General features: G+C 73.5%; 24 protein-coding genes. 12 read left to right on the top strand and 12 right to left on the bottom strand.

The features are described from left to right. Positions 1 to 7: 7 nt before the first annotated feature. The gene (locus AB0E77_RS12710; RefSeq protein WP_361569179.1) at positions 8 to 604 is read right to left on the bottom strand and encodes a response regulator transcription factor; all 597 of its coding nucleotides are present in this window, start codon (positions 602 to 604) and stop codon (positions 8 to 10) included. A gap of 573 nt (positions 605 to 1,177) precedes the next feature. Here AB0E77_RS12710 and AB0E77_RS12705 point away from each other — a divergent pair. From AB0E77_RS12705 to AB0E77_RS12695, 3 genes are all read left to right on the top strand, one after another. Continuing rightward, positions 1,178 to 1,264: a putative leader peptide gene (locus AB0E77_RS12705; protein ID WP_361569319.1), complete on the top strand. Its 87-nt coding sequence runs from the start codon at positions 1,178 to 1,180 to the stop codon at positions 1,262 to 1,264. A gap of 250 nt (positions 1,265 to 1,514) precedes the next feature. Next, positions 1,515 to 2,069 (top strand): NADPH-dependent FMN reductase, encoded by a 555-nt coding sequence (ssuE, locus tag AB0E77_RS12700; protein WP_361569177.1) that lies wholly within the window; start codon positions 1,515 to 1,517, stop codon positions 2,067 to 2,069. Between the two features lie 72 nt (positions 2,070 to 2,141). Next, complete coding sequence (locus tag AB0E77_RS12695; RefSeq protein WP_361569175.1) at positions 2,142 to 3,314, top strand: LLM class flavin-dependent oxidoreductase; 1,173 nt, start codon at positions 2,142 to 2,144, stop codon at positions 3,312 to 3,314. A 33-nt stretch (positions 3,315 to 3,347) separates the two neighbouring features. On the opposite strand, the gene AB0E77_RS12690 is transcribed toward AB0E77_RS12695, so the two are convergent. Then, entirely contained in the window at positions 3,348 to 3,773 is a 426-nt protein-coding gene (locus AB0E77_RS12690) for a PPOX class F420-dependent oxidoreductase (protein WP_361569173.1), read from the bottom strand. Between the two features lie 93 nt (positions 3,774 to 3,866). Next, positions 3,867 to 4,757: an NAD(P)-dependent oxidoreductase gene (locus AB0E77_RS12685; RefSeq protein ID WP_361569171.1), complete on the bottom strand. Its 891-nt coding sequence runs from the start codon at positions 4,755 to 4,757 to the stop codon at positions 3,867 to 3,869. 103 nt (positions 4,758 to 4,860) lie between these two features. Here AB0E77_RS12685 and AB0E77_RS12680 point away from each other — a divergent pair, with 103 nt between their 5' ends. Further along, positions 4,861 to 5,325 carry a type II toxin-antitoxin system PemK/MazF family toxin gene (locus AB0E77_RS12680; RefSeq protein WP_361569169.1) on the top strand — a complete coding sequence of 155 codons (465 nt, stop codon included), beginning with the start codon at positions 4,861 to 4,863 and terminating at the stop codon, positions 5,323 to 5,325. Here the strand turns inward: AB0E77_RS12680 and AB0E77_RS12675 are convergent. Continuing rightward, positions 5,310 to 6,170 carry a TIGR02452 family protein gene (locus AB0E77_RS12675; protein WP_361569167.1) on the bottom strand — a complete coding sequence of 287 codons (861 nt, stop codon included), beginning with the start codon at positions 6,168 to 6,170 and terminating at the stop codon, positions 5,310 to 5,312. The genes AB0E77_RS12680 and AB0E77_RS12675 overlap by 16 nt on opposite strands. Positions 6,171 to 6,467: 297 nt before the next feature. Between AB0E77_RS12675 and egtA the strand changes: the two genes are divergently transcribed. Genes egtA through egtD form a run of 4 tightly spaced genes read left to right on the top strand, consistent with a single transcriptional unit; the run spans position 6,468 to position 10,961 of the window. Then, positions 6,468 to 7,772: an ergothioneine biosynthesis glutamate--cysteine ligase EgtA gene (gene egtA / locus AB0E77_RS12670; RefSeq protein ID WP_361569165.1), complete on the top strand. Its 1,305-nt coding sequence runs from the start codon at positions 6,468 to 6,470 to the stop codon at positions 7,770 to 7,772. Continuing rightward, positions 7,769 to 9,172 carry an ergothioneine biosynthesis protein EgtB gene (egtB, locus tag AB0E77_RS12665; protein ID WP_361569163.1) on the top strand — a complete coding sequence of 468 codons (1,404 nt, stop codon included), beginning with the start codon at positions 7,769 to 7,771 and terminating at the stop codon, positions 9,170 to 9,172. Before egtA ends, egtB begins: the two co-directional genes overlap by 4 nt. Beyond that, on the top strand, positions 9,172 to 10,002 hold the full coding sequence (gene egtC, locus AB0E77_RS12660) for an ergothioneine biosynthesis protein EgtC (protein WP_361569161.1): 831 nt from the start codon (positions 9,172 to 9,174) through the stop codon (positions 10,000 to 10,002). The genes egtB and egtC overlap by 1 nt, the downstream gene beginning before the upstream one ends. Continuing rightward, positions 9,999 to 10,961: an L-histidine N(alpha)-methyltransferase gene (gene egtD / locus AB0E77_RS12655; RefSeq protein WP_361569160.1), complete on the top strand. Its 963-nt coding sequence runs from the start codon at positions 9,999 to 10,001 to the stop codon at positions 10,959 to 10,961. The genes egtC and egtD overlap by 4 nt, the downstream gene beginning before the upstream one ends. A 65-nt stretch (positions 10,962 to 11,026) precedes the next feature. Here the strand turns inward: egtD and AB0E77_RS12650 are convergent, their stop codons facing one another. After that, a complete protein-coding gene (locus AB0E77_RS12650; RefSeq protein ID WP_361569159.1) occupies positions 11,027 to 12,292 on the bottom strand; it encodes an extracellular solute-binding protein in 1,266 nt (421 codons plus the stop codon). Between the two features lie 312 nt (positions 12,293 to 12,604). Here AB0E77_RS12650 and AB0E77_RS12645 point away from each other — a divergent pair, with 312 nt between their 5' ends. Beyond that, positions 12,605 to 12,820 (top strand): dodecin, encoded by a 216-nt coding sequence (locus AB0E77_RS12645; protein ID WP_361569157.1) that lies wholly within the window; start codon positions 12,605 to 12,607, stop codon positions 12,818 to 12,820. 42 nt (positions 12,821 to 12,862) lie between these two features. Here the strand turns inward: AB0E77_RS12645 and AB0E77_RS12640 are convergent, their stop codons facing one another. Beyond that, the gene (locus AB0E77_RS12640) at positions 12,863 to 13,354 is read right to left on the bottom strand and encodes a hypothetical protein (RefSeq protein ID WP_361569156.1); all 492 of its coding nucleotides are present in this window, start codon (positions 13,352 to 13,354) and stop codon (positions 12,863 to 12,865) included. A gap of 104 nt (positions 13,355 to 13,458) precedes the next feature. Between AB0E77_RS12640 and rpmF the strand changes: the two genes are divergently transcribed. The 3 genes from rpmF to AB0E77_RS12625 all read left to right on the top strand — a co-directional run bounded on the left by rpmF (position 13,459) and on the right by AB0E77_RS12625 (position 17,168). Beyond that, on the top strand, positions 13,459 to 13,629 hold the full coding sequence (gene rpmF / locus AB0E77_RS12635) for a 50S ribosomal protein L32 (RefSeq protein ID WP_361569154.1): 171 nt from the start codon (positions 13,459 to 13,461) through the stop codon (positions 13,627 to 13,629). A gap of 77 nt (positions 13,630 to 13,706) precedes the next feature. Then, positions 13,707 to 14,726, top strand: coding sequence for an LLM class flavin-dependent oxidoreductase (locus AB0E77_RS12630; RefSeq protein ID WP_361569153.1), 1,020 nt, complete (start codon positions 13,707 to 13,709; stop codon positions 14,724 to 14,726). 96 nt (positions 14,727 to 14,822) lie between these two features. After that, positions 14,823 to 17,168 carry an excinuclease ABC subunit UvrA gene (locus AB0E77_RS12625; RefSeq protein WP_361569152.1) on the top strand — a complete coding sequence of 782 codons (2,346 nt, stop codon included), beginning with the start codon at positions 14,823 to 14,825 and terminating at the stop codon, positions 17,166 to 17,168. 43 nt (positions 17,169 to 17,211) lie between these two features. Here AB0E77_RS12625 and AB0E77_RS12620 read toward each other — a convergent pair whose 3' ends face one another. From AB0E77_RS12620 to AB0E77_RS12595, 6 genes are all read right to left on the bottom strand, one after another. Beyond that, entirely contained in the window at positions 17,212 to 18,132 is a 921-nt protein-coding gene (locus AB0E77_RS12620; RefSeq protein ID WP_361569150.1) for a PRC and DUF2382 domain-containing protein, read from the bottom strand. 46 nt (positions 18,133 to 18,178) lie between these two features. Continuing rightward, positions 18,179 to 19,048, bottom strand: coding sequence for a lysophospholipid acyltransferase family protein (locus AB0E77_RS12615; RefSeq protein WP_361569148.1), 870 nt, complete (start codon positions 19,046 to 19,048; stop codon positions 18,179 to 18,181). Beyond that, positions 19,045 to 19,818, bottom strand: coding sequence for a GNAT family N-acyltransferase (locus AB0E77_RS12610; protein WP_361569146.1), 774 nt, complete (start codon positions 19,816 to 19,818; stop codon positions 19,045 to 19,047). Before AB0E77_RS12610 ends, AB0E77_RS12615 begins: the two co-directional genes overlap by 4 nt. Before the next feature lie 191 nt (positions 19,819 to 20,009). Further along, positions 20,010 to 20,759, bottom strand: a complete 750-nt coding sequence (locus AB0E77_RS12605) for a succinate dehydrogenase/fumarate reductase iron-sulfur subunit (RefSeq protein ID WP_361569145.1) — start codon at positions 20,757 to 20,759, stop codon at positions 20,010 to 20,012. Continuing rightward, complete coding sequence (locus AB0E77_RS12600) at positions 20,756 to 22,705, bottom strand: fumarate reductase/succinate dehydrogenase flavoprotein subunit (protein WP_361569143.1); 1,950 nt, start codon at positions 22,703 to 22,705, stop codon at positions 20,756 to 20,758. Before AB0E77_RS12600 ends, AB0E77_RS12605 begins: the two co-directional genes overlap by 4 nt. 1 nt (position 22,706) lies before the next feature. Next, a complete protein-coding gene (locus tag AB0E77_RS12595; RefSeq protein WP_361569317.1) occupies positions 22,707 to 23,378 on the bottom strand; it encodes a succinate dehydrogenase in 672 nt (223 codons plus the stop codon). Positions 23,379 to 23,389: the final 11 nt, after the last annotated feature.

The raw sequence follows: 23,389 nt of genomic DNA, 5'->3' as shown, positions 1-23,389 counted from the left end.
CGCCCTCTCACACCCAGCCGGCGCTCTGGACGATGCGTATGGCGTCCACCCGGTTGCGCGCGCCGACCTTCCGGATCGCGCTGGCCAGGTAGTTGCGGACCGTGCCCCGCGACAGGTGCAGGACGCCGGCGATCTCGGCTACGGAACAGCCCTGCGCGGCCTGCGCCAGCACATGCAGCTCACGGGCGGTCAACGGGCTGCGGGACGCCTCGAGAAGGGCGACGGTGAGTGTCTCGTCGAGGAACCGCTCCCCCTTGGCGACGGTGTGCACGGCGTCGATCAGACGGTGGGACGGGGCGTCCTTGGCGACGAAGCCGAGCACTCCCGCGTCGAACGCCCGGCGCAGCACGCCCGGCCGTTCCGGCGCCGCGAGGACGACGAGCCGGGCTGCGCACCGGTGCCAGTACGGTGCGCGGCAGAGGTCCTCCGTCCCGTCCAGACAGTCTCCGTCCACGACGCACACGTCCGCGGGTAAGTCGTCCTCGTCGGGCTCCTCCCCGCGCGAGGACATGGACGAGACCTCGAGTCCGTCGGCGGACAGGAGCAGTTGAGCCAGTGCCGAGCGCAGCAGCAGCGCGTCGTGCACCACGAGAACACGCACCATGTACGACCCCCAAGGTCTCCCGGCCGTCCGCGCGGACCACCGGGCTCGTCCCCCAATGTCCCCAGCCGTCTGCCCCGGGGTCCTGGCCCAGAAGCACGGAATGCGGTCGGACCGGGAGAGAGCGACATCAATACGCCGTTCTGGGAGGGGCCAAAGGCCGTGCCCGGGGCGGGCGGTCAGGCCGGAACACACCCACGGCGCGTGGGCCGGTGACGCACCGGCCGCGCCGCAACCGGCCAGGTGACCACTGACGACGCGGCTCTTCGCCCCGGAATCGGGACGGGTGTGCGGCGGGAGGACGGAAGCGGCGCTTCTCGTCCGGTCCTCACCGGCCGAAATCGGTCTATGTGAATGTGACCCGAAAACCGGCCCCCGGGCCACCCCGACTTGCGCACCGCCGGTCTGGTCCGTACCCGCGCCGGCGCTCCCGGGCCCGCTAGCCCGCCCGGCGGGGCGGGAGCGCGTTCACGGCTCCGGCCGCCGTGTCACGCCCGTGTGAAATCCCACGGGGACGGGCGGGAACGGGGGGCTGTTCCTTGACGGCCGTGTCGGCCGGCTGCCACGATCGCCGTCATGAAGCAGATGCGACCGGATCTCACGCGGCGACGCCATGTCGACCTCGCGCGTGTCTCCAGCGCCTGCTGTCGCCGCCCGGTCTGACGCTCCCGGCGGCCGGTCGCCGTCCGACCGCAGCGCCTCGACGTGCGCGGCGATGGACGCCCTTCCCGGGTGAATCCCCCTCGGTCCCCAGTTCCCCCCAGTTCCCTCATCCGCGTACGCCGACGCGTGCCGGCTCTCCCGCTCCGGTTCCGCGCGCCGGACCGGCGCGCCGGCCCTCGTGTCCCCTGCCCCGGCCTGCCGCGCGCTCCGGTTGCGCGGCGGCGTCCGGGCGTTTCCGAAAGAGGTCCCCATGGCCACCGTCCTGTCCGTCTCCGGCAGCCCCTCCGCCTCCTCCCGCACCAACCGTCTGCTGCGCCACCTCGACGAGCGGCTCGTCGCCCAGGGACACCGCGTGATACCGCTCGACGTCCGCACCATCCCCGCGGAGGCGCTGCTGGGCGCCGACTTCACGCACCCGGCGATCGTCGAGGCCACCGAACTGTTCGCCGCAGCGGACGGGGTGATCGTCGGCACCCCGGTCTACAAGGCCGCGTACTCCGGTGTGCTGAAGGCGCTGCTGGACCTGCTGCCGCAGTACGCGCTCACCGGCAAGACCGTGCTGCCGCTCGCTACCGGTGGCAGCGTCGCCCATGTGCTGGCCATCGACTACGCCCTGCGGCCGGTGCTCACCTCGATGGGCGCGCGGCACATCGTCCAGGGCTGGTTCACCCTCGACCGGGACATCATCCGGCACGACGACGGGTCGCTGTCGGTGGCCCCGGGCGCCGCCGAGGCGCTCACCCAGGTGCTCGACCAGTTCTCCGCCGCGCTGGGGCCCGCCCCGCTGCTCGCCGCCGCCAGCTGACCCACCCGGGGCCCACTCGGCTCCACGCGGCCCCGCCCGCCCCCGAAGACCCGACCCCCGATCGGAGACGGCATGTCCGCCCTGACGTTCCACTGGTTCCTGCCCACCAACGGCGACAGCCGCGATGTCGTGGGCGGCGGCCACGGCTCACCGGCCACGACGTCCGGCCGGGACCGGGCGCCGACGGTGGCGTATCTGGGCCAGATCGCCCGTGCCGCCGAGGATGTCGGCTTCACCGGCGCCCTCACCCCCACCGGTGCCTGGTGCGAGGACGCCTGGCTGACCACCGCGATGGTCAGCCGGCACACCGAGCGGCTGAAGTTCCTGGTGGCCTTCCGGCCCGGGTTCATCTCACCGACGCTCGCCGCGCAGATGGCCTCCACCTTCCAGCGGCAGACCGGTGGACGGCTGCTGCTGAACGTCGTCACCGGCGGCGAGAGCCGGGAGCAGCGGGCCTACGGCGACTTCCTCGACAAGGACGCCCGCTACCGTCGTACCGACGAATTCCTCAGCGTCGTACGGCGGTTGTGGGACGGCAGGAGCGTCGATCTGGACGGCGAGCACGTGCGGGTGGAGGACGCCAGGCTGACCCGCCTGCCCGACCCGGTGCCCCAGGTGTACTTCGGCGGCTCGTCGCCCGCCGCGCTCGAGGTCGCCGCGCGGCACGTGGACGTCTACCTCACCTGGGGCGAGCCGCCCGCGCAGGTCGCCGAGAAGATCGCCCGGGTCCGGGAGCTCGCCGCGCGGGAGGGCCGCACCCTGCGCTTCGGCATCCGGCTGCACGTCATCACCCGTGACACCTCGGCGCAGGCGTGGGCGGAGGCGGACCGGTTGCTGGCGGGCTTCGATCCGGACACGGTGCGGGCCGTGCAGGAGGGGCTGGCCCGCAGTGAGTCGGAGGGGCAGCGGCGCATGCTCGCCCTGCACGGCGGCGCCCGCGACGGCCTGGAGATCCACCCCAATCTGTGGGCCGGCATCGGCCTGGTGCGCGGCGGCGCGGGCACGGCCCTGGTGGGCGGCCACGAGGAGGTCGCCGAGCGGATCGAGGAGTACGCCGCCCTGGGCATCGAGGAGTTCGTGCTCTCCGGCTACCCGCATCTGGAGGAGGCGTACTGGTTCGGCGAGGGCGTCCTGCCGCGGCTCGCCGCGAGGGGGCTGTGGCGGCACCCGGCCGGCGCACCGGTCCCGTCGCCGTCGCCGGTGGTGCGGGCGGCGCCGGCGACGCGAGCGGCCGTCGCGGGCTGAGCCCGGCCGGCGCGGAACCGGCCGGGTCCGCCCTCAGCCCGACGCCTGGTCGCTGTCCTTCATCGATCCCCAGCCGTGCCAGCGCTCGACCTCGATCCACGCGCTGACCCGGGGGCGGACCCGGTCCGGGTACGGCTTGCCCGTGTAGTGCGTGGACAGCCGGTCGATGTCGGCCAGGCCCTCGTCGTCGCGCATCTCGGCGACGCGGCCGATGAGGGTGACGTGCGTGTACCAGTCGTCGCCGTCCAGGACGGTGAGGGTCACGCGCGGGTCGCGGCGCAGGTGCTTGAGGCGAACGCGGCCCTCGTCGAGGCTGATCAGGACGCGGCCGTCGTCCTCCCACACGTACCAGGTGGGCGTGGAGACGGGGCCGCCGTCCGAGCGGAGGGTGGCCATCACGCAGGGGTTGGGGCGGCGCAGCAGGTCGACGGCCTCGGGCGGCAGCGGGGGCTTGGACATGGGACTCCTTCGTGTCGTGATCGTTCGAGGCTGCTTCGGTGGTCCGGTTTCCCCCGCTCGTCCTCTTCAGCTCCTCCGGTACCCCGGACGGGCTCAGTCGGACGGTTTCTCGTCGAAGCTGGCGAAGTAGGCCGCGGCCATGTCCTCGCCCCCGTGGCCCTGGGCCGCGGCGCGCTCCAGGCGCTCCGCGCTCGCGGCGGCGACGTCCAGGCGTACGCCGCCCCGCTCGCCCGCCTCGACGATCAGGCGGGCGTCCTTCACGGCGGTGGTGACGGCGAACTGGGGCGGGACGAGGGCGTCGTCGCGGATCATGGCGGCCTTGGTGCGCAGATAGCCCATGTCGAGGGGGCCGCCGGCGATGGCGTCGAAGAAGCCGTCCGGGTCCACGCCGAGCGCCTGGGACAGGGCCAGGACCTCGCCGACCGCATTGGTGGCGGCGATGACCCAGCTGTTGGCCACGAGCTTGAGCCGGGTCGCGCTGCCGGCGGCGCCGTCCTCGCCGGTCCACACCGTGCGGGAGCCGACCGCGTCGAGGACGGGCGTCACCGCGTCCCGCGCGTCGGCCGGTCCGGCGGCCAGCACCAGCAACTGGCCGGCCTCGGCGGGCTGCCGGGTGCCGAGCACCGGGGCGTCGAAGAGGACCAGGTCGTGCTCGTGGGCGAAGGCGGCGAGGCCCGGGAGCGCGTCGAGGCCGGCGGTGGTCGACTGCACCCACGCGGCACCGGCGCGCAGGCCGGGTGCGGCGCGGCGCATGACGTCCAGGGCGGCCGGGCCGTCGTGGAGCATGGTGAGGACGACGTCGGCGTCCCGCACCGCCTCCTCGGGGCTGCCGGCGATGTGCACGCCGTCGGCGGCCAGCGGCTCGGCCTTGTCCCTGCTGCGGTTCCAGGCGCGGACGGTGAGTTCGGCGCGGGCGAGGTTGCGGGCCATCGCGGCGCCCATGATGCCGGTGCCCAGAACGCTCACGGCGAGCTTGTCGGTCATGACGTCGGCTTCCTGTTCTCGTGTTCGTACGGGAGGGTGGCCGAGGGTCAGCCTGCCATCCGGCCGGGACCGGCGCCGACCGGCGTCGCGTACGGTACGGCCCGTGAACACCTTCGCCCGCAGGACCGACGACAGCGACGCGTACGTGCCCGGCCGCCACGGCCCCTCCGCGACCACGGAGGCGGACCCGCGGGAGGTGGGGCGGGTGCGTACCGAGTACGCGCCCGCGCACGACGGGGACCCGGATCCGGGCGAGATCGTCTGGACGTGGGTTCCGTACGAGGAGAACGACGGGCGCGGCAAGGACCGGCCGGTGCTGGTCGTGGCCCGGGAGGCGGCGGGCACGGTGCTCGCCGTACAGCTGTCCAGCAAGCGGCACGACGGCGACCGGGAGTGGGTGCCGATCGGCAGCGGCCCGTGGGACCGGTCGGGGCGGGACTCCTGGGTCGCCGTGGACCGGGTGCTGCGGCTGCACGAGGCCGGCATGCGCCGTGAGGCGTGCGCGCTGGACCGGATGCGCTTCGGCCTCGTACGGCAGCGGCTGCGGGAGCGCTACGGCTGGAGCTGACGTCCGTCGGCGGCGGCCTCGGGGAAGGCCCGCGCGAACGCCTCGCGGACCGTGCCGCCGGGGGTGCGGTCCAGGATGCCGAACGTCACCCGTTCGAACGCCGGGGCGAACCGTCCGCCGGGGCCGAGCAGCGTCCGGAAGGCGCCCGCGACCTGAGCGGGGTCGTTGCGGAACACGCCGCAGCCCCAGGCGCCGAGCACCAGCCGCCGGTAGCCGTGGGCGGCGGCCGTCTCCAGCACCCGTTCGGCGCGCACGGCCAGCGCCGGGCCCAGCTCGCCGGCGCGCTCCGGTGCGGTGCGCAGCACCACGCCCGCGTTCGGTGCGGCGGCCGTGAGGAATCCCGCCGTGTACGGCGTCTCGAGGAGCCGTCCGCGGTCGTCGCGGAAGACCGGCACGGCCGGTGAGTGAAGGACGCGGTCGGTGTAGAACGGGTCGCGGTGGGCCCGGTGGTGGTCGTAGAACGGGCGGGCCCGCAGCAGGCAGGTGTACAGGGCGGAGGCCCGGCACAGGGCCTCCTCCTGCGCCTGGGCGCCGTTGAGGTATCCGCCGCCCGGGTTGCGCGCGGAGGCGAAGTTCAGCACGGCGACCTCGCCGCCGAGCCGGCGCGCCGCCTCCAGGGTGCTCTCCCCCGTGACCTCGAAGACCGTGGCATCGACGGCCGGGGCATCGACGGCCGGGACGGACGGTGGGACCGCGACCGGCTCCGGTCCGTGCATCCGGGTGCCCTCGCGGGCCGCCGCGACCGCCGCCGCGATCGACACCTCGCGACCGCCGGGCGTGCGGTAGGTCCCCGCCGTCACGATCTGCTCGGTCTGCTGCGCGATGCTCCGCAGGCGCGCGCTCATGGCGCCACCCCCGTGGACGCCATGACCGCGCGCGGCGCGGCCTCCCCCGTCGTGCTCATGCGGGAATCCTGGGTGATGCTGGTGATGCGGCGCAACGGCATTTCCCCGTCCGGCAGACGGCGGGGGAACCACCGGAAAAACCACCGGAAACGGTCGGGGCGTGGAGATCACCGAGCTGGAACGTCCCGATATGCACCCTTGTGCGGAGCGGCGCGAGGGTCTTGGGTGGGACGCGTGTGCCGACCCGGCCCACCACGAACGGGGTCGGCGACATGGTGGAATCAGGAGGATCCCGACATGTCCGATGCGGTAAGTGGCTGTACGCGGCCACGCACCACCGTCACGGAGGCCGAGGTCGAGGCGCTGGTCCACGGCATCTGCTTCAAGACCGGTCCGCCCGCGCGCCTCGGCGTCGAGGTGGAGTGGCTGGTCCACGAGCTGCGCGCGCCGCGGCTCCCGGTGACCGACGAACGACTCGAAGCCGTCTACGCCGCGCTGCGGACCGTGGACCTCGGCTCGGCGCTGACCGTCGAACCCGGCGGCCAGCTGGAGCTGAGCTCGCTGCCCGCCGCCTCCCTGATGGAGTGCGTCGACGCCGTCCGGAGCGACCTGGACGCCGTCCGGGCCGTGCTGCGCGAGGACGGTCTCGCCCTCGTCGGCCTCGGCCACGAGCCGTGGCATCCGCCCCGCCGGTATCTGCGCCGGCCGCGGTACGACGCGATGGAGGCCTGTCTCGACCGCAACGGCCCCGGGGGCCGTTTCATGATGTGCGCCACCGCCTCCGTGCAGGTGTGCCTGGACGCCGGGCACGAGGAGCCCGGCCAGCTCGGTCATGTGCGCCGCTGGTGGCTCGCCCACCAGCTGGGCGCGGTCCTGCTCGCCGCGTTCGCCAACTCCCCGCTGTCGGGCGGCCTGCCCACGGGCTGGCGGTCCACGCGTCAGCTGCGGTGGACGCAGATCGGTGCCGGCCGGGCGGGCGGCCCGCCGCTGGACGCGGACCCGCGCCGCGCCTGGGCCCGCCATGTGCTCGACTCCCCGGTGATGTGCGTCCGCGCGGACGGCGACGGCCCCTGGGAGGTGCCGGAGGGGATGACCTTCCGGGAGTGGACCAGGACCCGGTCGCCGAGACCTCCGACCGGCGAGGATCTCGAGTACCACCTGACGACGCTGTTCCCGCCGGTCAGACCGCGCGGGCACCTGGAGCTGCGCATGATCGACGCGCAGCCCGGGGACGACGGCTGGATCGTGCCGCTCGCCGTGACGGCGGCGCTCTTCGACGACCCGGAGGCGTCCGAGACCGCGTACCGGGCCGTGAAGCCCCTCGCGGAGCGCACCCTCGGCCTGTCCGCCCCGCACAACCCGCTCTACCGGGACGCGGCCCGCGACGCGCTCACCGATCCGGAGCTGCGGGAGGCGGCCGGCATGTGCTTCGCGGCGGCGCTGGAGGCCCTGCCCCGGCTGGGCGCCACCGCCGCGGTGACGGACGCGGTCGCGGGGTACCTGGACCGCTATGTCGCCCGGGGCCGCTGCCCGGCCGACGACCTGCTGGACGCGCACGACGGCGCGGGCACCGGCCCGCACGGGAGGGAGACCCGCCCATGACCGACTCCGCCACGCACCCCGCCGGCGGCCCGGCCACGGGCCCCACCACCGAGACCGCCGCCGACCCGTCCACCGGGCCCGCCACCGGCGCCCCGGTGGACTCCGAGACGCTCCGCGAACGGGTCCTGGCCACGCTCGTCACGGCCCGGGAGCGCACCACGCTGCTGACCAGCTGCGTGGAGGGCCCCGACCTCACCGCCCAGGTGTCGCCGCTGATGTCCCCGCTGGTGTGGGACCTCGCGCACATCGGCAACCAGGAGGAGCAGTGGCTGCTGCGCGCCGTCGGCGGGCAGGAGGCGATACGGCCCGAGATCGACAGCCTGTACGACGCCTTCGAGCATCCGCGCGCCGAACGCCCCGCCCTGCCGCTGCTGCCGCCGGACGAGGCCCGCCGGTACGCGGCGGACGTCCGCGGCCGGGCCCTGGACGTGCTGGAGGGCGCCGCGTTCCACGGGACGCGGCTGACGGAGGCGGGCTTCGCCTTCGGGATGATCGCCCAGCACGAGCAGCAGCACGACGAGACCATGCTGATCACCCACCAGCTCCGTAAGGGCCCGCAGGCCCTGACCGCGCCAGACCCGGACCCGGTGCCGCTGTTCACCGGACCGGCGGAGGTCCTGGTGCCCGGCGGCCCGTTCACGATGGGCACCTCGACGGAGCCGTGGGCCCTGGACAACGAGCGGCCCGCGCACCGGCGCGAGGTCGCCCCGTTCTTCATCGACACCACCCCGGTGACGAACGCGGCGTACCAGGCGTTCATCGAGGACGGCGGTTACGACGACCCGCGCTGGTGGAGCCCGGAGGGCTGGGAGCACATCCGCCGCCACTCGATCAGGGCCCCGCTGTTCTGGCGCCGGGACGGCGGGCAGTGGCTGCGGCGCCGCTTCGGCGTCACCGAGGCGGTGCCGCCGGACGAGCCGGTGGTGCACGTGTGCTGGTACGAGGCCGACGCGTGGGCCCGCTGGGCCGGGCGGCGGCTGCCCACCGAGGCCGAGTGGGAGAAGGCCGCCCGGCACGACCCGGCCGGCGACCGCTCCATGCGCTATCCGTGGGGCGACGCCGACCCCGGCCCGGAGCACGCCAACCTCGGCCAGCGGCATCTGCGTCCGGCGCCCGCCGGCAGCTATCCGGCCGGAGAATCGCCGCTCGGCGTACGGCAGTTGATCGGCGACGTCTGGGAGTGGACGTCGAGCGACTTCGCCCCGTACCCGGGTTTCCGGGCGTTCCCGTACCGGGAGTACTCGGAGGTGTTCTTCGGGCCGGACCACAAGGTGCTGCGCGGGGGTTCGTTCGCCGTGGACGCGGTGGCCTGCCGGGGCACGTTCCGCAACTGGGACTATCCGATCCGTCGGCAGATCTTCTCCGGTTTCCGCACCGCCCGCAGCGCGGAGGCCTCCTGATGTGCCGTCACCTGGCCTACGTGGGCCCCGCGGTGCCTCTGGGCCGGCTCCTGGTGGAGCCTCCGCACGCCCTGTACCGCCAGTCCTGGGCACCGCGGCGCCAACGGTACGGCACGGTCAACGCCGACGGTTTCGGCGTCGGCTGGTACGCCGAGGGCGACCCGGTGCCGGCGCGCTACCGCCGGGCCGGGCCGATCTGGGCCGACCAGTCCTTCGCCGACCTGGCCCGGGTGGTGCGCACCGGCGCGCTGCTGGCGGCGGTGCGGGACGCGACGCTCGCGGGTGCCGACGCGGAGGCCGCGGCGGCGCCGTTCACCGCGGGGCCCTGGCTGTTCAGCCACAACGGCGCCGTGGCGGGCTGGCCCGGCTCGCTGGAGCACGTGGCCGGCGGACTGCCGGCACGGGAGCTGCTGTCGCTGGAGGCCCGCAACGACTCGGCGCTCGTGTGGGCCCTGGTGCTGCACCGGCTGCGCACCGGCGAGCCGGGGCCGCGGTCCGCCGCGGGGGCGCTGGCCGACACGGTGCTGGAGGTCGCCGCGGCCTCCCCCGCCTCCCGGCTCAATCTGCTCCTCACGGACGGCGGGACCGTCGCGGCCACCGCCTGGGGAGACACCCTCTGGTACCTGCCCGGGCCCGGCGGCGGCACGGTCGTCGCCTCCGAGCCGTACGACGACGATCCGCACTGGCAGGAGGTCCCCGACCGCACCCTGCTCGTGGCGAGCGGCACGGACGTGCTGCTGGCGCCGCTCGAGGACCGGCGCGAGAACGCCCTGGTGCCCGCGGCCACGGTCGCGTCCGTATCCGTCTCTGCGAAGGAGCCCCGCACGTGAGCCCGTTCCGCCTCACCCGCACGCTGCCCGAGGACGCCACCGGCGCCGCCCTGCGCGCCGACGTCCTGGCCGGCCTGTCGGGCACGCCCAAGTCGCTGCCGCCGAAGTGGTTCTACGACGCCCGGGGCAGCGAACTGTTCGAGGAGATCACCGGGCTGCCCGAGTACTACCCCACCCGGGCGGAGCGGGAGATCCTCGTCGCCCGGGCCGGGGAGATCGCCGCCGCGACCGGTGCCCGGACGCTGGTCGAGCTGGGCTCGGGGTCGTCGGAGAAGACGCGGCACCTGCTGGACGCGCTGACCGGGCTGGACGCGTACGTGCCGGTCGACGTCAGCGAGAGCGCCCTCACCCAGGCGGGCGAGGCCATCGTCGCCGAGCGGCCGGGGCTGCACGTGCACGCGCTGATCGCGGACTTCACGGCCGGGCTCACGCTTCCGGACACCCCGGGTCCGCGGCTGGTGGCGTTCCTCGGCGGCACGATCGGCAATCTGCTGCCCGCCGAACGGGCCGCGTTCCTGACGTCCGTCCGGGCCCTGCTCGCACCCGGCGACGCGCTGCTGCTGGGCACGGACCTGGTCAAGGACGAGCGGGTGCTGGTGCGGGCGTACGACGACGCGGCCGGCGTGACGGCCGCGTTCGACAAGAACGTCCTGGCCGTGATCAACCGTGAACTGGGCGCCGACTTCGTGCCCGCCGCCTTCGACCACGTGGCGGTGTGGGACGCGGAGCGGGAGTGGATCGAGATGCGGCTGCGTTCGCGCACCGCGCAGACGGTGAAGGTGCAGGCACTCGACCTGGCCGTGGACTTCGGCGCCGGGGAGGAGCTGCGCACCGAGGTGTCCGCGAAGTTCCGCCGCGAGGGCGTGCGGACGGAGCTGTCCGCGGCCGGCCTGGACCTCACGCACTGGTGGACCGACGGCGAGGAACGCTTCGCGCTGTCGCTGAGCCGGGTGCGGTGAGCGGGGCTCGGTGAACGACGTGCCGTGAGCCGGGTGCCCTGGTCCGGGCGGCACCCGGCGCCGCGTCAGTGGGCGTCCGGGTCCAGGAGTTCGGTGATGCGCGCGGAGGCCCGCTCGGCCTCCGGCCGCGCCTCGGCGCCCTTGAGCACCTTGGTCATGTACTCCTTCACCGGGTTGTCCGCCTCGACGGCGCCCCACAGGGGCGTGCCGGGGGTCGCCCGGCCCTGCGCGGCGCCGGCGGCCATCGCCTCGACACCTTCCTCGCCCGCGACGTCGGCGGCCAGCGACTTCTTGTTGGGGACGTAGTTCATGGTGCGGGCCAGGTCGGTGTTCCACTTGGCCCCGGTGAGGGCCTCCAGCACGGCGACGGCACCGTCCCGGTCGTCGGTGTTCTGCGGGACGACGAGGTCGGAGCCGCCGGTGAACACGGCCCCGGGCTTGTCGGCGCTCTTGCCGGGCACGGGGAAGAAGCCCAGCTTGTCCTTGAGTTCGGGGTTCTCGCGCAGGATGGACTGGGCGAGCCCCGGCACCGCGACGATCTGGGCGACCCTGCCCTTGGCGAACACACCGGCCTGCGGGGGGTGTTCCTCGTCGGCGTCGACGGGTCCCTCGCCCAGGGCCTGCAGTTCGCGGTAGAAGTCCATGCCGCGCAGGGCGGCCGGGCTGTCCAGCGCGCCCGACCAGACGCCGCCGCTCTCCTTGGCGAGGTCGCCGCCCTCGTCCCAGATGAAGCCGGACAGCGTGTACCAGTCCTGCCCGGCCAGGTAGATGCCCTGGTCGGCGCCCTGGTCGAGCTTCTCGGTGACGGTCAGCCACTCCTCGCGGGTGCGCGGCGGCTCGGTGATGCCGGCCTGCCGGAACATGTCCTTGCGGTAGATGACGACGCGGTTGGCGGCGTACCAGGGGATGCCGAACTGCTGGGACAGGTACTCCCCCGGCTCGGCGAGGCCGGGCAGCCAGTCGCGGATCCCCCAGTCCCGCATCGACTCCAGTGTGAGGTCCTCCAGCCTGCCGCCCTCGGCGTACTGCGGAACCTGGGTGTTGCCGACCTCGATGACGTCCGGCTGCCCGTCGCCGCCGTCGGACTTGAGCGCGGTCTGCACCTTCTCGCCGATGCCGGTCCACTCCTGGATGCGGACGTCGACGTGCAGGTCGGGGTGTTCGCGTTCGAAGTCCTCGGTGAAGCGCTTCAGGAAGTCCTCCGATGCGCTGCCCTTCATCAGCCACACGGTGACGGAGCGCCGTCCGTTCCCGCTGTCACCGGGCATCAGGCCGCAGCCGCTGAGCAGGGAGGCCGAGACACAGACAAGGGCGAGGAGGCGACGTCTCACGAGGGGTCCTTCTGGTCGAACAGGTGTCGGTGGCGGACCGGAGGGTCCCGCGCACGCGAAGGGAGACCCGACGTGGGGGACGAGCGTGGGGCTCGTACGGGTGTCTGGGATTTTGGTATGGACCAATGCGAAGGTCAAGGGGGGAGATCCGACCGGAAATCCGACCGTGACGGCGGAAGCACGCGAACCGGGGCGACCGGCTCGGTCACCGTCGATCACCGACGCCTCGCGCCGCGCCGCCGCGTGGGGCACGGTGGAGTCACGCGCGAGTCACGCGACACCGTCGTCCGCCCCGCGGAAGGGAGCACCCGCATGTCGAACCACACCTACCGGGTCACCGAGATCGTCGGCACCTCGCCCGACGGCGTCGACCAGGCCGTCCGCAACGGCATCGGCCGCGCCTCACAGACCCTGCGCAACCTGGACTGGTTCGAGGTCACCCAGGTGCGCGGCCAGATCGAGGAGGGCGAGGTCGCCCACTGGCAGGTCGGCCTGAAGCTCGGATTCCGCCTGGAGGGCTCGGAGTAACACCCCGCCGGCCCGGAACGAGCAGGAGAGCTGCGGGACCGGTCAGGTGCACCCCTGCCGCTCCTGCGCGTCCTTCAGCTCGGCCGAGTCCGCGGCCCAGCCGGCGCGGACGACGGTGAACCCGGCCCGTTCGGCGTCGCCGCACACCAGCTCGTCGTCGTCCACCAGGACCCGGATATCGCGGGCGCGGGCGAGCCGGCCCAGGATCTCCAGCTTGGTGCGCCGGGCGGGCCGGCGGTCGGTGTTGCCCCGCATGTACACCCGGCCCTCGGGGAGCCCCTGGGCGGCCAGCCAGTCGAGCGTGTCGCGCCGGCAGCGCTCGGGGCGTCCGGTCAGGTAGACGATCTCGCACTCCTCCGCGTGCGCGTGCACCAGCGCGACGCCCTCCGGCAGCGGCGGGTCCAGGGGCGCGGCGGCGAAGAAGGCGTCCCAGTCACGCGGACGGCGCTCCAGGAAGCGCTGCCGGTGCGCGGTGCCGGCGAGGGTGTTGTCCAGGTCGAACACGGCCAGCGGAGGCCTGCTGCGGTCGGTCACATCCCCACCCTAGAGCGCAGACCACGGCCTCCGGCAACCCTTGATTGTTAATGGGATCCATTTTCATGTAGCGTCCCGACGGTCACCGACCGATGGGGAGCACCATGGCCGTTCCGAAGCGGAAGATGTCCCGCAGCAACACCCGCCACCGCCGCGCCCGGTGGAAGGCCGCCACGCCCGCGCTCGTGCCCGTCACCGTGGACGGAGTCCGCCACCTCGTGCCGCAGCACCTGGTGCGGGCCTACGAGCGCGGACTGCTGCGCCCCGGGGGCTGACCGGGACCGGACGACCGGGCGGGCGGATGGACAGGCGGGCGCGGGAATCCTGGCGCCGCGCACGCGTTGAACCCCGTGTGAGCTCAGTGATCGCGGCGACCCGCTTCTCCGTCCTCGACCGCTCCCGCATCCGCGAGGGCGCGACCGGCGCCGAGGCGCTGCGTGACACCGTCGCCCTGGCGCGGGAGGTGGAGCGGCTCGGTTACCACCGGTTCTGGGTGGCCGAGCACCACGGTGTGCCGGGCGTGGCCGGTTCGGCGCCGACCGTCCTGGCGGCCGCCGTCGCCGGCGCCACGCACCGCATCCGGGTCGGCACCGGCGGCGTGATGCTGCCGAACCACCGGCCCCTGGTCGTCGCCGAGCAGTTCGGCGTGCTGGAGTCGCTCTTCCCGGGCCGGATCGACATGGGGCTCGGCCGGTCCGTGGGCTTCACCGACGGCGTGCGCAGGGCGCTGGGCCGGGACAAGGACGACGCGGAGGACTTCGAGGCGCAACTGGCCGAGCTGCTCGGCTGGTTCCGGGGCACCTCCCCCACGGGGGTGCACGCCCGCCCCGCGGAGGGGCTGACGGTGCCGCCGTTCGTGCTGGCCATGGGCGAGGGCGCGGTCGTCGCCGCCCGCGCGGGCCTGCCGATGGTCATCGGCGACCTGCGCTCGCGGGACCGGATGCTGCGCGGCATCGACCGTTACCGCGCCGCCTTCCGCCCGTCCGCGTGGAGCGGCGAGCCGTACGTCGTCGTCTCGGGCACCGTCGCCGTGGCCGGCACCCCGGAGGCCGCCCGGCGCCTGCTGCTGCCGGAGGCCTGGTCCATGGCGCACGCCCGCACCCGCGGCGCCTTCCCGCCGCTGCCGCCGGCCGGGGCCGTCGAGGCCCGTTCGATGACCGCGAAGGAGCGCGACCTGTACGAGTCCGGTCTGACCGGCCACATCGCGGGCACCGAGGAGCAGGTCGCCGGCGAACTGGAGTCGCTGCTGAAGGAGACGGGCGCCCAGGAGGTGCTCGTCACCACGAGCACGTACGACCGCGAGGCCCTGCTGGACTCCTACCGGCGGCTCGCCCGTGTCACCGGCGCGGGGACGCGGACCGGCGCGGCGTAGAATCGCGGGGTTTGTCCCGCCGGCCGTGGCCCGGAAGACCGTGCCGTGGCCCGGAGGACCGTGCCGTAAACCGAAGACCGTACGGAGTTCCCAGCGATGCACAGCCCCCACGACCCGTACGTCCGCGTCCGCGGCGCCCGTGAGCACAACCTCAAGGGCGTGGACGTCGACGTCCCGCGGGACGTGGTCGCCGTGTTCACCGGCGTGTCCGGCTCCGGCAAGTCGTCGCTCGCCTTCGGCACCGTCTACGCGGAGGCGCAGCGGCGCTACTTCGAGTCGGTCGCGCCCTACGCCCGCCGGCTGATCCAGCAGGTCGGCGCGCCGAAGGTCGGCGAGATCACCGGGCTGCCGCCCGCCGTGTCGCTCCAGCAGCGCCGGGCGGCGCCGACCTCCCGTTCGTCGGTCGGCACGGTCACGAACCTGTCCAACTCGCTGCGGATGCTGTTCTCGCGCGCCGGTGAGTATCCGCCGGGCGCCGCGCGGCTCGACTCCGACGCCTTCTCGCCCAACACGTCGGCCGGGGCGTGCCCCGAGTGCCACGGGCTCGGCCGGGTGCACCGTACGACCGAGGAACTGCTCGTCCCCGACCCGTCGCTGTCGGTCCGGGACGGCGCGATCGCCGCGTGGCCCGGCGCCTGGCAGGGCAAGAACCTGCGGGACGTCCTCGACGCGCTCGGGTACGACGTGGACCGGCCCTGGCGCGAGCTGCCCGCCGAGCAGCGGGAGTGGATCCTGTTCACGGACGAGCAGCCGGTCGTCACCGTCCACCCCGTCCGGGACGCGGGCCGCATCCAGCGGCCGTACCAGGGCACGTACATGAGCGCCCGCCGGTATGTGATGAAGACGTTCTCGGACTCGAAGAGCGCGACGCTGCGGGCGAAGGCCGAGCGGTTCCTCACCAGCGCGCCCTGCCCGGTCTGCGGCGGCGGCCGGCTGCGGCCCGAGGCTCTCGCGGTGACCGTCGGCGGGCGCAGCATCGCCGAGCTGGCCGCGCTGCCGCTCACGGAACTCGCCGGGCTGCTGCCGACGCACGACGAGACGGCCCGGGTGCTCACCGCCGACCTGACCTCCCGCATCACCCCCGTCGTGGAGCTGGGCCTCGGCTATCTGAGCCTCGACCGCCCCGCGCCCACGCTCTCGGCGGGCGAGCTGCAACGGCTGCGGCTGGCCACGCAGCTGCGCTCGGGGCTGTTCGGGGTCGTGTACGTCCTCGACGAGCCGTCCGCGGGTCTGCACCCGGCGGACACCGAGGCCCTGCTGACGGTGCTGGCGCGGCTGAAGGCGGCGGGCAACTCGGTGTTCGTGGTGGAGCACCACCTCGAGGTGATGCGCGGCGCCGACTGGATCGTGGACGTCGGCCCCCGCGCGGGCGAGCACGGCGGGCGGGTGCTGTACAGCGGGCCGGTGCCCGAGCTGGCCGACGTCGCGGAGTCGGCGACGGCACGGTACCTCTTCGACCGCTCCCCCGCCCCGGCCCGCGAGGTGCGCGAGCCGCGCGGCACCCTGACGGTCGGCCCGGTCACCCGGCACAACCTGCACGGGGTGAGCGCCGGATTCCCCCTGCGTGTCCTCACCGCGGTCACCGGCGTGTCCGGCTCCGGGAAGTCGACGCTCATCGGCGCGATCACACCGGAGCTGCCGGGTGTGGAGCGGCTGGTCTCGGTGGACCAGAAGCCGATCGGGAGGACCCCGCGGTCCAACCTGGCCACGTACACGGGCCTGTTCGACGTGGTGCGCAAGGTCTTCGCTCAGACCGGCGCGGCGCGCGAACGGGGGTACGGCGTCGGCCGGTTCTCCTTCAACGTGCCGGGCGGGCGCTGCGAGACCTGCCAGGGCGAGGGGTTCGTCAGCGTCGAGCTGCTGTTCCTGCCGAGCACCTATGCCCCGTGCCCGGACTGCGGCGGGGCGCGCTACAACCCGCGGACGCTGGAAGTGACCTACCGGGGGCGGAACATCGCCGAGGTCCTGGACCTGACCGTGGAGGACGCGGCCCGGTTCTTCGCGGACACCCCGGCTGTGGCGCGCAGCCTGGCGGCGCTGCTCGACGTCGGCCTCGGCTATCTGCGGCTCGGCCAGCCCGCGACGGAGCTGTCCGGCGGGGAGGCGCAGCGCATCAAGCTGGCGAGCGAGCTGCAGCGGGGCCGCCGCGGGCACACCCTGTACCTCCTGGACGAGCCGACGACCGGTCTGCACCCCGCCGATGTGGAGGTGCTGATGCGGCAGTTGCACGGCCTGGTCGACGCGGGGCACACGGTGATCGTGGTGGAGCACGACATGACCGTGGTGGCGGGCGCCGACTGGGTGATCGACCTGGGGCCGGGCGGCGGCGACGCGGGCGGGCGGATCGTCGCCGCGGGCCCTCCGGCGGAGGTGGCGCGGGCGCGGGACGGCGCGACCGCGCCCTATCTGGCCGCGGTGCTGCACGGCGACACGCGCCGGTGAGGACGGCTCACCGGCGCGCGCCCCGCCCGAAGCCGGCCGGGCGCTACTCGCGGCCGCGCCGGATGTCGTCCTCGGTGAAGTTCTCCGTCTCGGCGTCGATCCGCTCCTTGCGGACCTGGCCGCGCACGGTCTCGTTCTCGATGTGCTCCTCCGTGGTGAGCCGGACGCGTTCGACCGGCACCGTCTCGGTCTCGACGACGGCGCGTTCCTCGTGCAGGGTGACCTCGTGCTCGGCCTCGCCGAGGTCGGGGCCGGCGAGCGCCTCGTCACGGTTGGCGTCCGTGATCGGCTCGCGCTCCACGCGCACCTCCTCGTGGCGCACCGGAACGGTCTGCTCGACCTCCTCGGTGACCACGTACTTGCGCAGCCTGGCCCGGCCGACCTCGTGCCGCTCGACGCCGACGTGCATCCGCTCCTCGGAGCGGGTCATGGCGTCGTCGCCGCCCATGTCGCGCCGGCCCGCGGCGCCCTGACGCCCGGCGGTGCCCGCCATGCCGGCCTTGCCGGTCATGCCCGTCCGGCCCGCCGTGCCCGCGGCGCCGGCCGCGCCCGCCATGCCGGCCGCTCCGGCCGCGCCCGCCGTGCCGGGGCCGCCCGCGGCACCCCGGTCGTCGTCGGTGCGCTCGGCCTCGGACAGCACGCTGTCCCAGTTGATGCCGTAGTAGTCGTAGAGCCGCTGCTCCTCGGCCTCCGACAGATGGCCGCCCGCGTCGACGTTCACATTGGGTGCGTCCTTGACCTTGTCCTTGCGGTACGGGACCTCGAGGTGGTCCTGCACCAGCGAGGCGTCGCGGATGGGCACGAACGACTCGTTGGAACCGAACATGCCGGTCTTGACGCTCACCCACTCGGGGCGCCCCGTCATGTCGTCGAAGAAGACGTGCTTGGCGTCGCCGATCTTGTTGCCGTCCCCGTCGTAGACCGGATGGTCCAGGACGTCGGCGATCTCTTCACGGGTGATCATCTGGCATCACCCTCCTTCCGGAGTGCCTCTACTCCGACTGTCCGCATCAGCAGTCCGAAAACTGCACATGCGTCACAAATGGCACATACTTTTCGATGGTGCTTTCCCCTGGTGACCGCCCGGACCCGTCCACGCTCCCGTGTCCCGCCCGCTGGGCGGCTTCGGCGAGGGAGCGGCGGTCGCGGTGGTGGCCGGGCGGCACGGCCGGGCACACCTCCACCTCGGCCGTCAGCCCGCGCGCCGAGGCGACCCGCCACAGGGAGGCGAGCAGGGTGTCGTCGCCGACGAACGCAGGTACCGTGCTCGGCGTCCCGTCCTGCGTCCGGTAGCGGATGCGGACCGGCTGGACCGGCACCCCGGCGTCCAGGGCGGCCTGGAACACGGCCCGGCGGAAGGGCCCCCGGGCGCGTCCGCACCAGGTGCTGCCCTCGGGGAACGCGGCGACCGCGGCACCCTCGCGCAGCGCCCTGGCGACCACGGCGACGGTGTCCGGCAGGGCCCGCAGCCGGTCCCGTTCGATGAACAGGGCTCCCCCGCGCGCGGCGAGCCGCCCGGCCACAGGCCAGCGCCTGATCTCGCTCTTGGCGAGCATCCTGGCCGGGCGCACGGCAGCGAGCAGCGGCACGTCCAGCCAGGAGACATGGTGGGCGACGAGCAGCAGGCCGCCGGCCGGGGCGGCGGCACCCGTGACGCGCACCCGGACACCCGCGGCGCGTACGGTCCGGCGGCACCAGGCACGCACCAGGCCGGCCGGCAGCCGCCCCCGCAGCGGCGTCAGCGCGACCGCGGTCCCGGCGAGGAGCAGGGCGGCGACCGCCGTCAGCCGCAGCACGGCACGCGCCGCGCCGCCCGCACTCCGGGCGGGCTCCACGCAGGCCCCGGGAGTGCAGGGCGCCGCGGGCAGCCAGGCGCTCATCGGGCCGGGAGCAGGGAGCGGAAGTGCCGCAGGTAGCGCGGGTCGACGCGGCTCATCGACAGCAGCACGTACAGGTCGGCGACGCCGAAGCCCACGTCGTGCGCGGGCGCGCCGCAGACCCGGGCGCCGAGGCGGAGGTAGCCGCGCAGCAGGGCGGGCAGCGCGGTGTCTGCGGCGGGCGCCGCGGCGCTCGGTGTCCACGGCAGCAGCGGCCGTACGCGGTACTCCTCGGGGGCGAGGTGCTTGGCGCGAACCCGGTCCCAGGTGGCGGCGGCGAGGGCGCCGCCGTCGGCGAGCGGTATCGAGCAGCAGCCCGCGAGCCACTCGTGGCCCCGCTCGCTCATGTACCGGGCCAGCCCCGCCCAGATGAGCCCGATCACGGCGCCGTCGCGGTGGTCGGGGTGGACGCAGGACCGGCCGACCTCGACCAGGGAGGGCCTGATCGCGTCGAGGGCCGCGAGGTCGAACTCGCCCTCCGCGTACAGCCGTCCGGCGACCGCGGCGCGTTCCGGCGGCAGCAGCCGGTAGGTGCCGACGACCTGCCCGGTCGTCTCCTCGCGCACCAGCAGGTGGTCGCAGTACGCGTCGAAGGGGTCGATGTCGTAGCCGGGCTGCGGGCTCGTCAGCAGGGCGCCCATCTCCCCGGCGAAGACGTCGTGCCGCAGCCGCTGGGCCGCCCGCACCTCGTCCTCGTCGCGGGCGAGGGTGACGGTGTAGCGCGGGGGTGCGGCGGGCGCCGGGGGACGGTCCGCGGTCAGTACGCCGGTCATGGGTGCTCTCCTGGTGACGGGGGCGGGTCCGCCACAGTTCTTCCGACGGCGGCTGTCCTGTGCGTGACCGGTACCGGGAGAGCGGATGTGGGATTGCTGAATGCCGGGAGCCGGGAAGCGAGACGGGGCCGGGAGGAGCACCTCTCCCGGCCCCGCCCGTCCGCACCTTCCGGCGAACGTCGGGGTGTGGGCTAGCGCCTGGCCGCCTTGCGGGTGGCGCGGAGCCATTCCTTGTTCATGCTGGTGATGGAGACCAGCGGGATGCCCTTCGGGCAGGCCGTCGCGCACTCGCCGGCGAGTGTGCAGCCGCCGAAGCCCTCGTCGTCCATCTGCGCGACCATGTCCAGCACCCGCGTCTCCCGCTCGGGCGCGCCCTGCGGCAGGACGTTGAGGTGGTTGATCTTCGCCGAGGTGAACAGCATCGCCGCGCCGTTCGGGCACGCGGCGACGCACGCGCCGCAGCCGATGCACTCGGCGTGCTCGAAGGCGAAGTCGGCGTCGGGCTTCGGCACCGGCGTGGCGTGCGCCTCCGGCGCTGCGCCGGTCGGCGCGGTGATGTAGCCGCCGGCCTGGATGATGCGGTCGAAGGCCGAGCGGTCGACGACCAGGTCCTTCACGACCGGGAAGGCGGCGGCCCGCCACGGCTCGACGTCGATGGTGTCGCCGTCCTTGAAGGACCGCATGTGCAGCTGGCAGGTGGTGGTGCGCTCGGGGCCGTGGGCGTCGCCGTTGATGACCAGCGAGCAGGCGCCGCAGATGCCCTCGCGGCAGTCGTGGTCGAAGGCGACCGGGTCCTCGCCCTTGAGGATGAGTTCCTCGTTGAGGGTGTCGAGCATCTCCAGGAACGACATGTCCTGCGAGATCCCGTCCACCTCGTACGTGGACATGGCGCCTTCGGCGTCGGCGTTCTTCTGCCGCCAGACGCGCAGGGTGAGCTTCATGCGTAGCTCCGCTGGGTGGGGTGGACGTACTCGAAGACCAGGTCTTCCTTGTGCAGGGCGGGAGCCTCGCCGGTACCGGTGAACTCCCAGGCGGCGGCGTAGCCGAACTCGTCGTCCTTGCGGGCGGCCTCGCCGTCCGGGGTCTGGGACTCCTCGCGGAAGTGGCCGCCGCAGGACTCGGACCGGTGCAGTGCGTCGAGGCACATCAGCTCGGCGAGCTCCAGGTAGTCGACGATGCGATTGGCCTTCTCCAGCGACTGGTTGAACTCCTCGCCGGTGCCGGGGACCTTGATGCGCCGCCAGAACTCCTCGCGGATCTGCGGGATGCGCTCCAGGGCCTTGCGCAGTCCGGAGTCGGTGCGGGCCATGCCGCAGAACTCCCACATCAGTTGGCCGAGTTCGCGGTGGAAGGAGTCGGGGGTGCGGTCGCCGTCGACGGCCAGGAGCCGGCCCAGCCGGTCCTCGGTCTCGGCCAGCACCTCCTGCACCACCGGGTGACCGTTGTCGACCTCGTCCTTGTGCGGGTTGCGGGCGAGGTAGTCGTTGATGGTGGCCGGCAGGACGAAGTAGCCGTCCGCGAGGCCCTGCATCAGCGCGGAGGCACCGAGCCGGTTGGCGCCGTGGTCGGAGAAGTTGGCCTCACCGATCGCGAACAGGCCGGGGACGGTGGTCTGGAGGTCGTAGTCGACCCACAGGCCGCCCATCGTGTAGTGCACCGCCGGGTAGATCCGCATGGGCACCTGGTACGGATCCTCGTCGGTGATCCGCTGGTACATGTCGAAGAGGTTGCCGTACTTGGCCTCGACCGCCTTGCGGCCCATCCGCTCGATGGCGTCGGCGAAGTCCAGGTACACGCCCTGGCCGCCGGGGCCCACTCCCCTGCCCTCGTCGCAGACGTTCTTCGCGGCGCGGGAGGCGATGTCGCGGGGGACGAGATTGCCGAAGGACGGGTAGATGCGCTCCAGGTAGTAGTCGCGTTCGTCCTCGGGGATCCTGTTCGGCGGCCGGTCGTCGCCCTTGGCCTTCGGCACCCAGATACGGCCGTCGTTGCGCAGCGACTCGCTCATCAGCGTCAGCTTGGACTGGTGGTCGCCGGTGCGCGGGATGCAGGTCGGGTGGATCTGCGTGAAGCAGGGGTTGGCGAAGTAGGCGCCGCGCCGGTGCGCCCGCCAGATCGCGGTGGCGTTGGAGTTCATGGCGTTGGTCGACAGGTAGAAGACGTTGCCGTAGCCACCGCTGGCCAGGACGACGGCGTCCGCGAAGTACGTGTCGATCTTCCCGGTGATCAGGTCCCGGGCGACGATGCCGCGGGCCCGGCCGTCCACGACGATCAGGTCGAGCATCTCGGTGCGCGGGTGCATCTCGACGTTGCCGGCCGCGATCTGCCTGCTGAGCGCCTGGTAGGCGCCGAGCAGCAGCTGCTGGCCCGTCTGGCCGCGGGCGTAGAAGGTGCGGGAGACCTGGACGCCGCCGAAGGAACGGGTGTCGAGGAGGCCGCCGTACTCGCGGGCGAAGGGCACGCCCTGGGCCACGCACTGGTCGATGATCTCGACGGAGATCTGCGCGAGCCGGTGCACGTTGGACTCGCGGGAGCGGAAGTCCCCGCCCTTGACGGTGTCGTAGAAGAGGCGGTGGATCGAGTCGCCGTCGTTGCGGTAGTTCTTCGCGGCGTTGATGCCGCCCTGCGCGGCGATGGAGTGGGCGCGGCGCGGCGAGTCCTGGTAGCAGAACTGGACGACGCGGTAGCCCTGTTCGGCGAGGGTCGCACCGGCCGAGCCGCCCGCGAGACCGGTGCCGACGACGATGACGGTCTGCTTGCGCCGGTTGGCGGGGTTCACCAGCTTCGCCTCGAAACGGCGCGTGTCCCAGCGCTCCTGGACCGGCCCGGCGGGGGCCTTGGTGTCGGCGACCGGCTCGCCGGTCGTGTAGTCGGCGTAGGTTGTCATGTCAGCTCACCACTCCGGTCATGACGCCCACGGGTACGGCGACGAAGCCGGCCGTGAGCAGCAGCGCGAGGACGTTCGCGGTCGTCTTCAGGGCCCGGTCGCGGGTGCGGCTGCCGGCGCCCAGGGTCTGGGCGGCGGACCAGAAGCCGTGCCGGATGTGCAGGCCGAGGGCGAGCATCGCGACGATGTAGATGGTGTTGCCGTACCAGGTGGAGAAGGTGTCCACGACGTTCTGGTAGGGCTTGCCGGTCTCGAATCCGCCGGAGTGCGTGGTGCCGGTGGTCAGGTCCAGGATGTGCCAGACGATGAACAGGCCGAGGATGATGCCGCCCCAGCGCATGGTGCGGGTCGCGTAGCTCGAGCCCGGCTTCCGGTGGACGTACTTGCTGGGCCGCGCCTTGATGTCGCGGCGGCTGAGCTGGTACGCGGAGACGGCGTGGGCGACCACGGCGACGACCAGCACGACGCGGATCAGCCACAGCGACCACTCGTAGTGCATGAAGGGCTCGCCGAGCGTGCGCAGCCAGTGGGCGTAGTGGTTGAACTCGCCCGCCCCGAAGAAGATCTTCAGGTTACCGATCATGTGGACGGCCAGGTAGAGCAGCATGACGATGCCGCTGACCGCCATCACTGTCTTCTTGCCGACGGACGAGTCCCACACGGTGCGCGCCATGGACGGCCGTC

The organism is Streptomyces sp. NPDC032940, assembly GCF_040636935.1.
Classification (GTDB): Bacteria; Actinomycetota; Actinomycetes; order Streptomycetales; family Streptomycetaceae; genus Streptomyces.
This window is presented reverse-complemented; position numbering and strand designations above follow the sequence as displayed.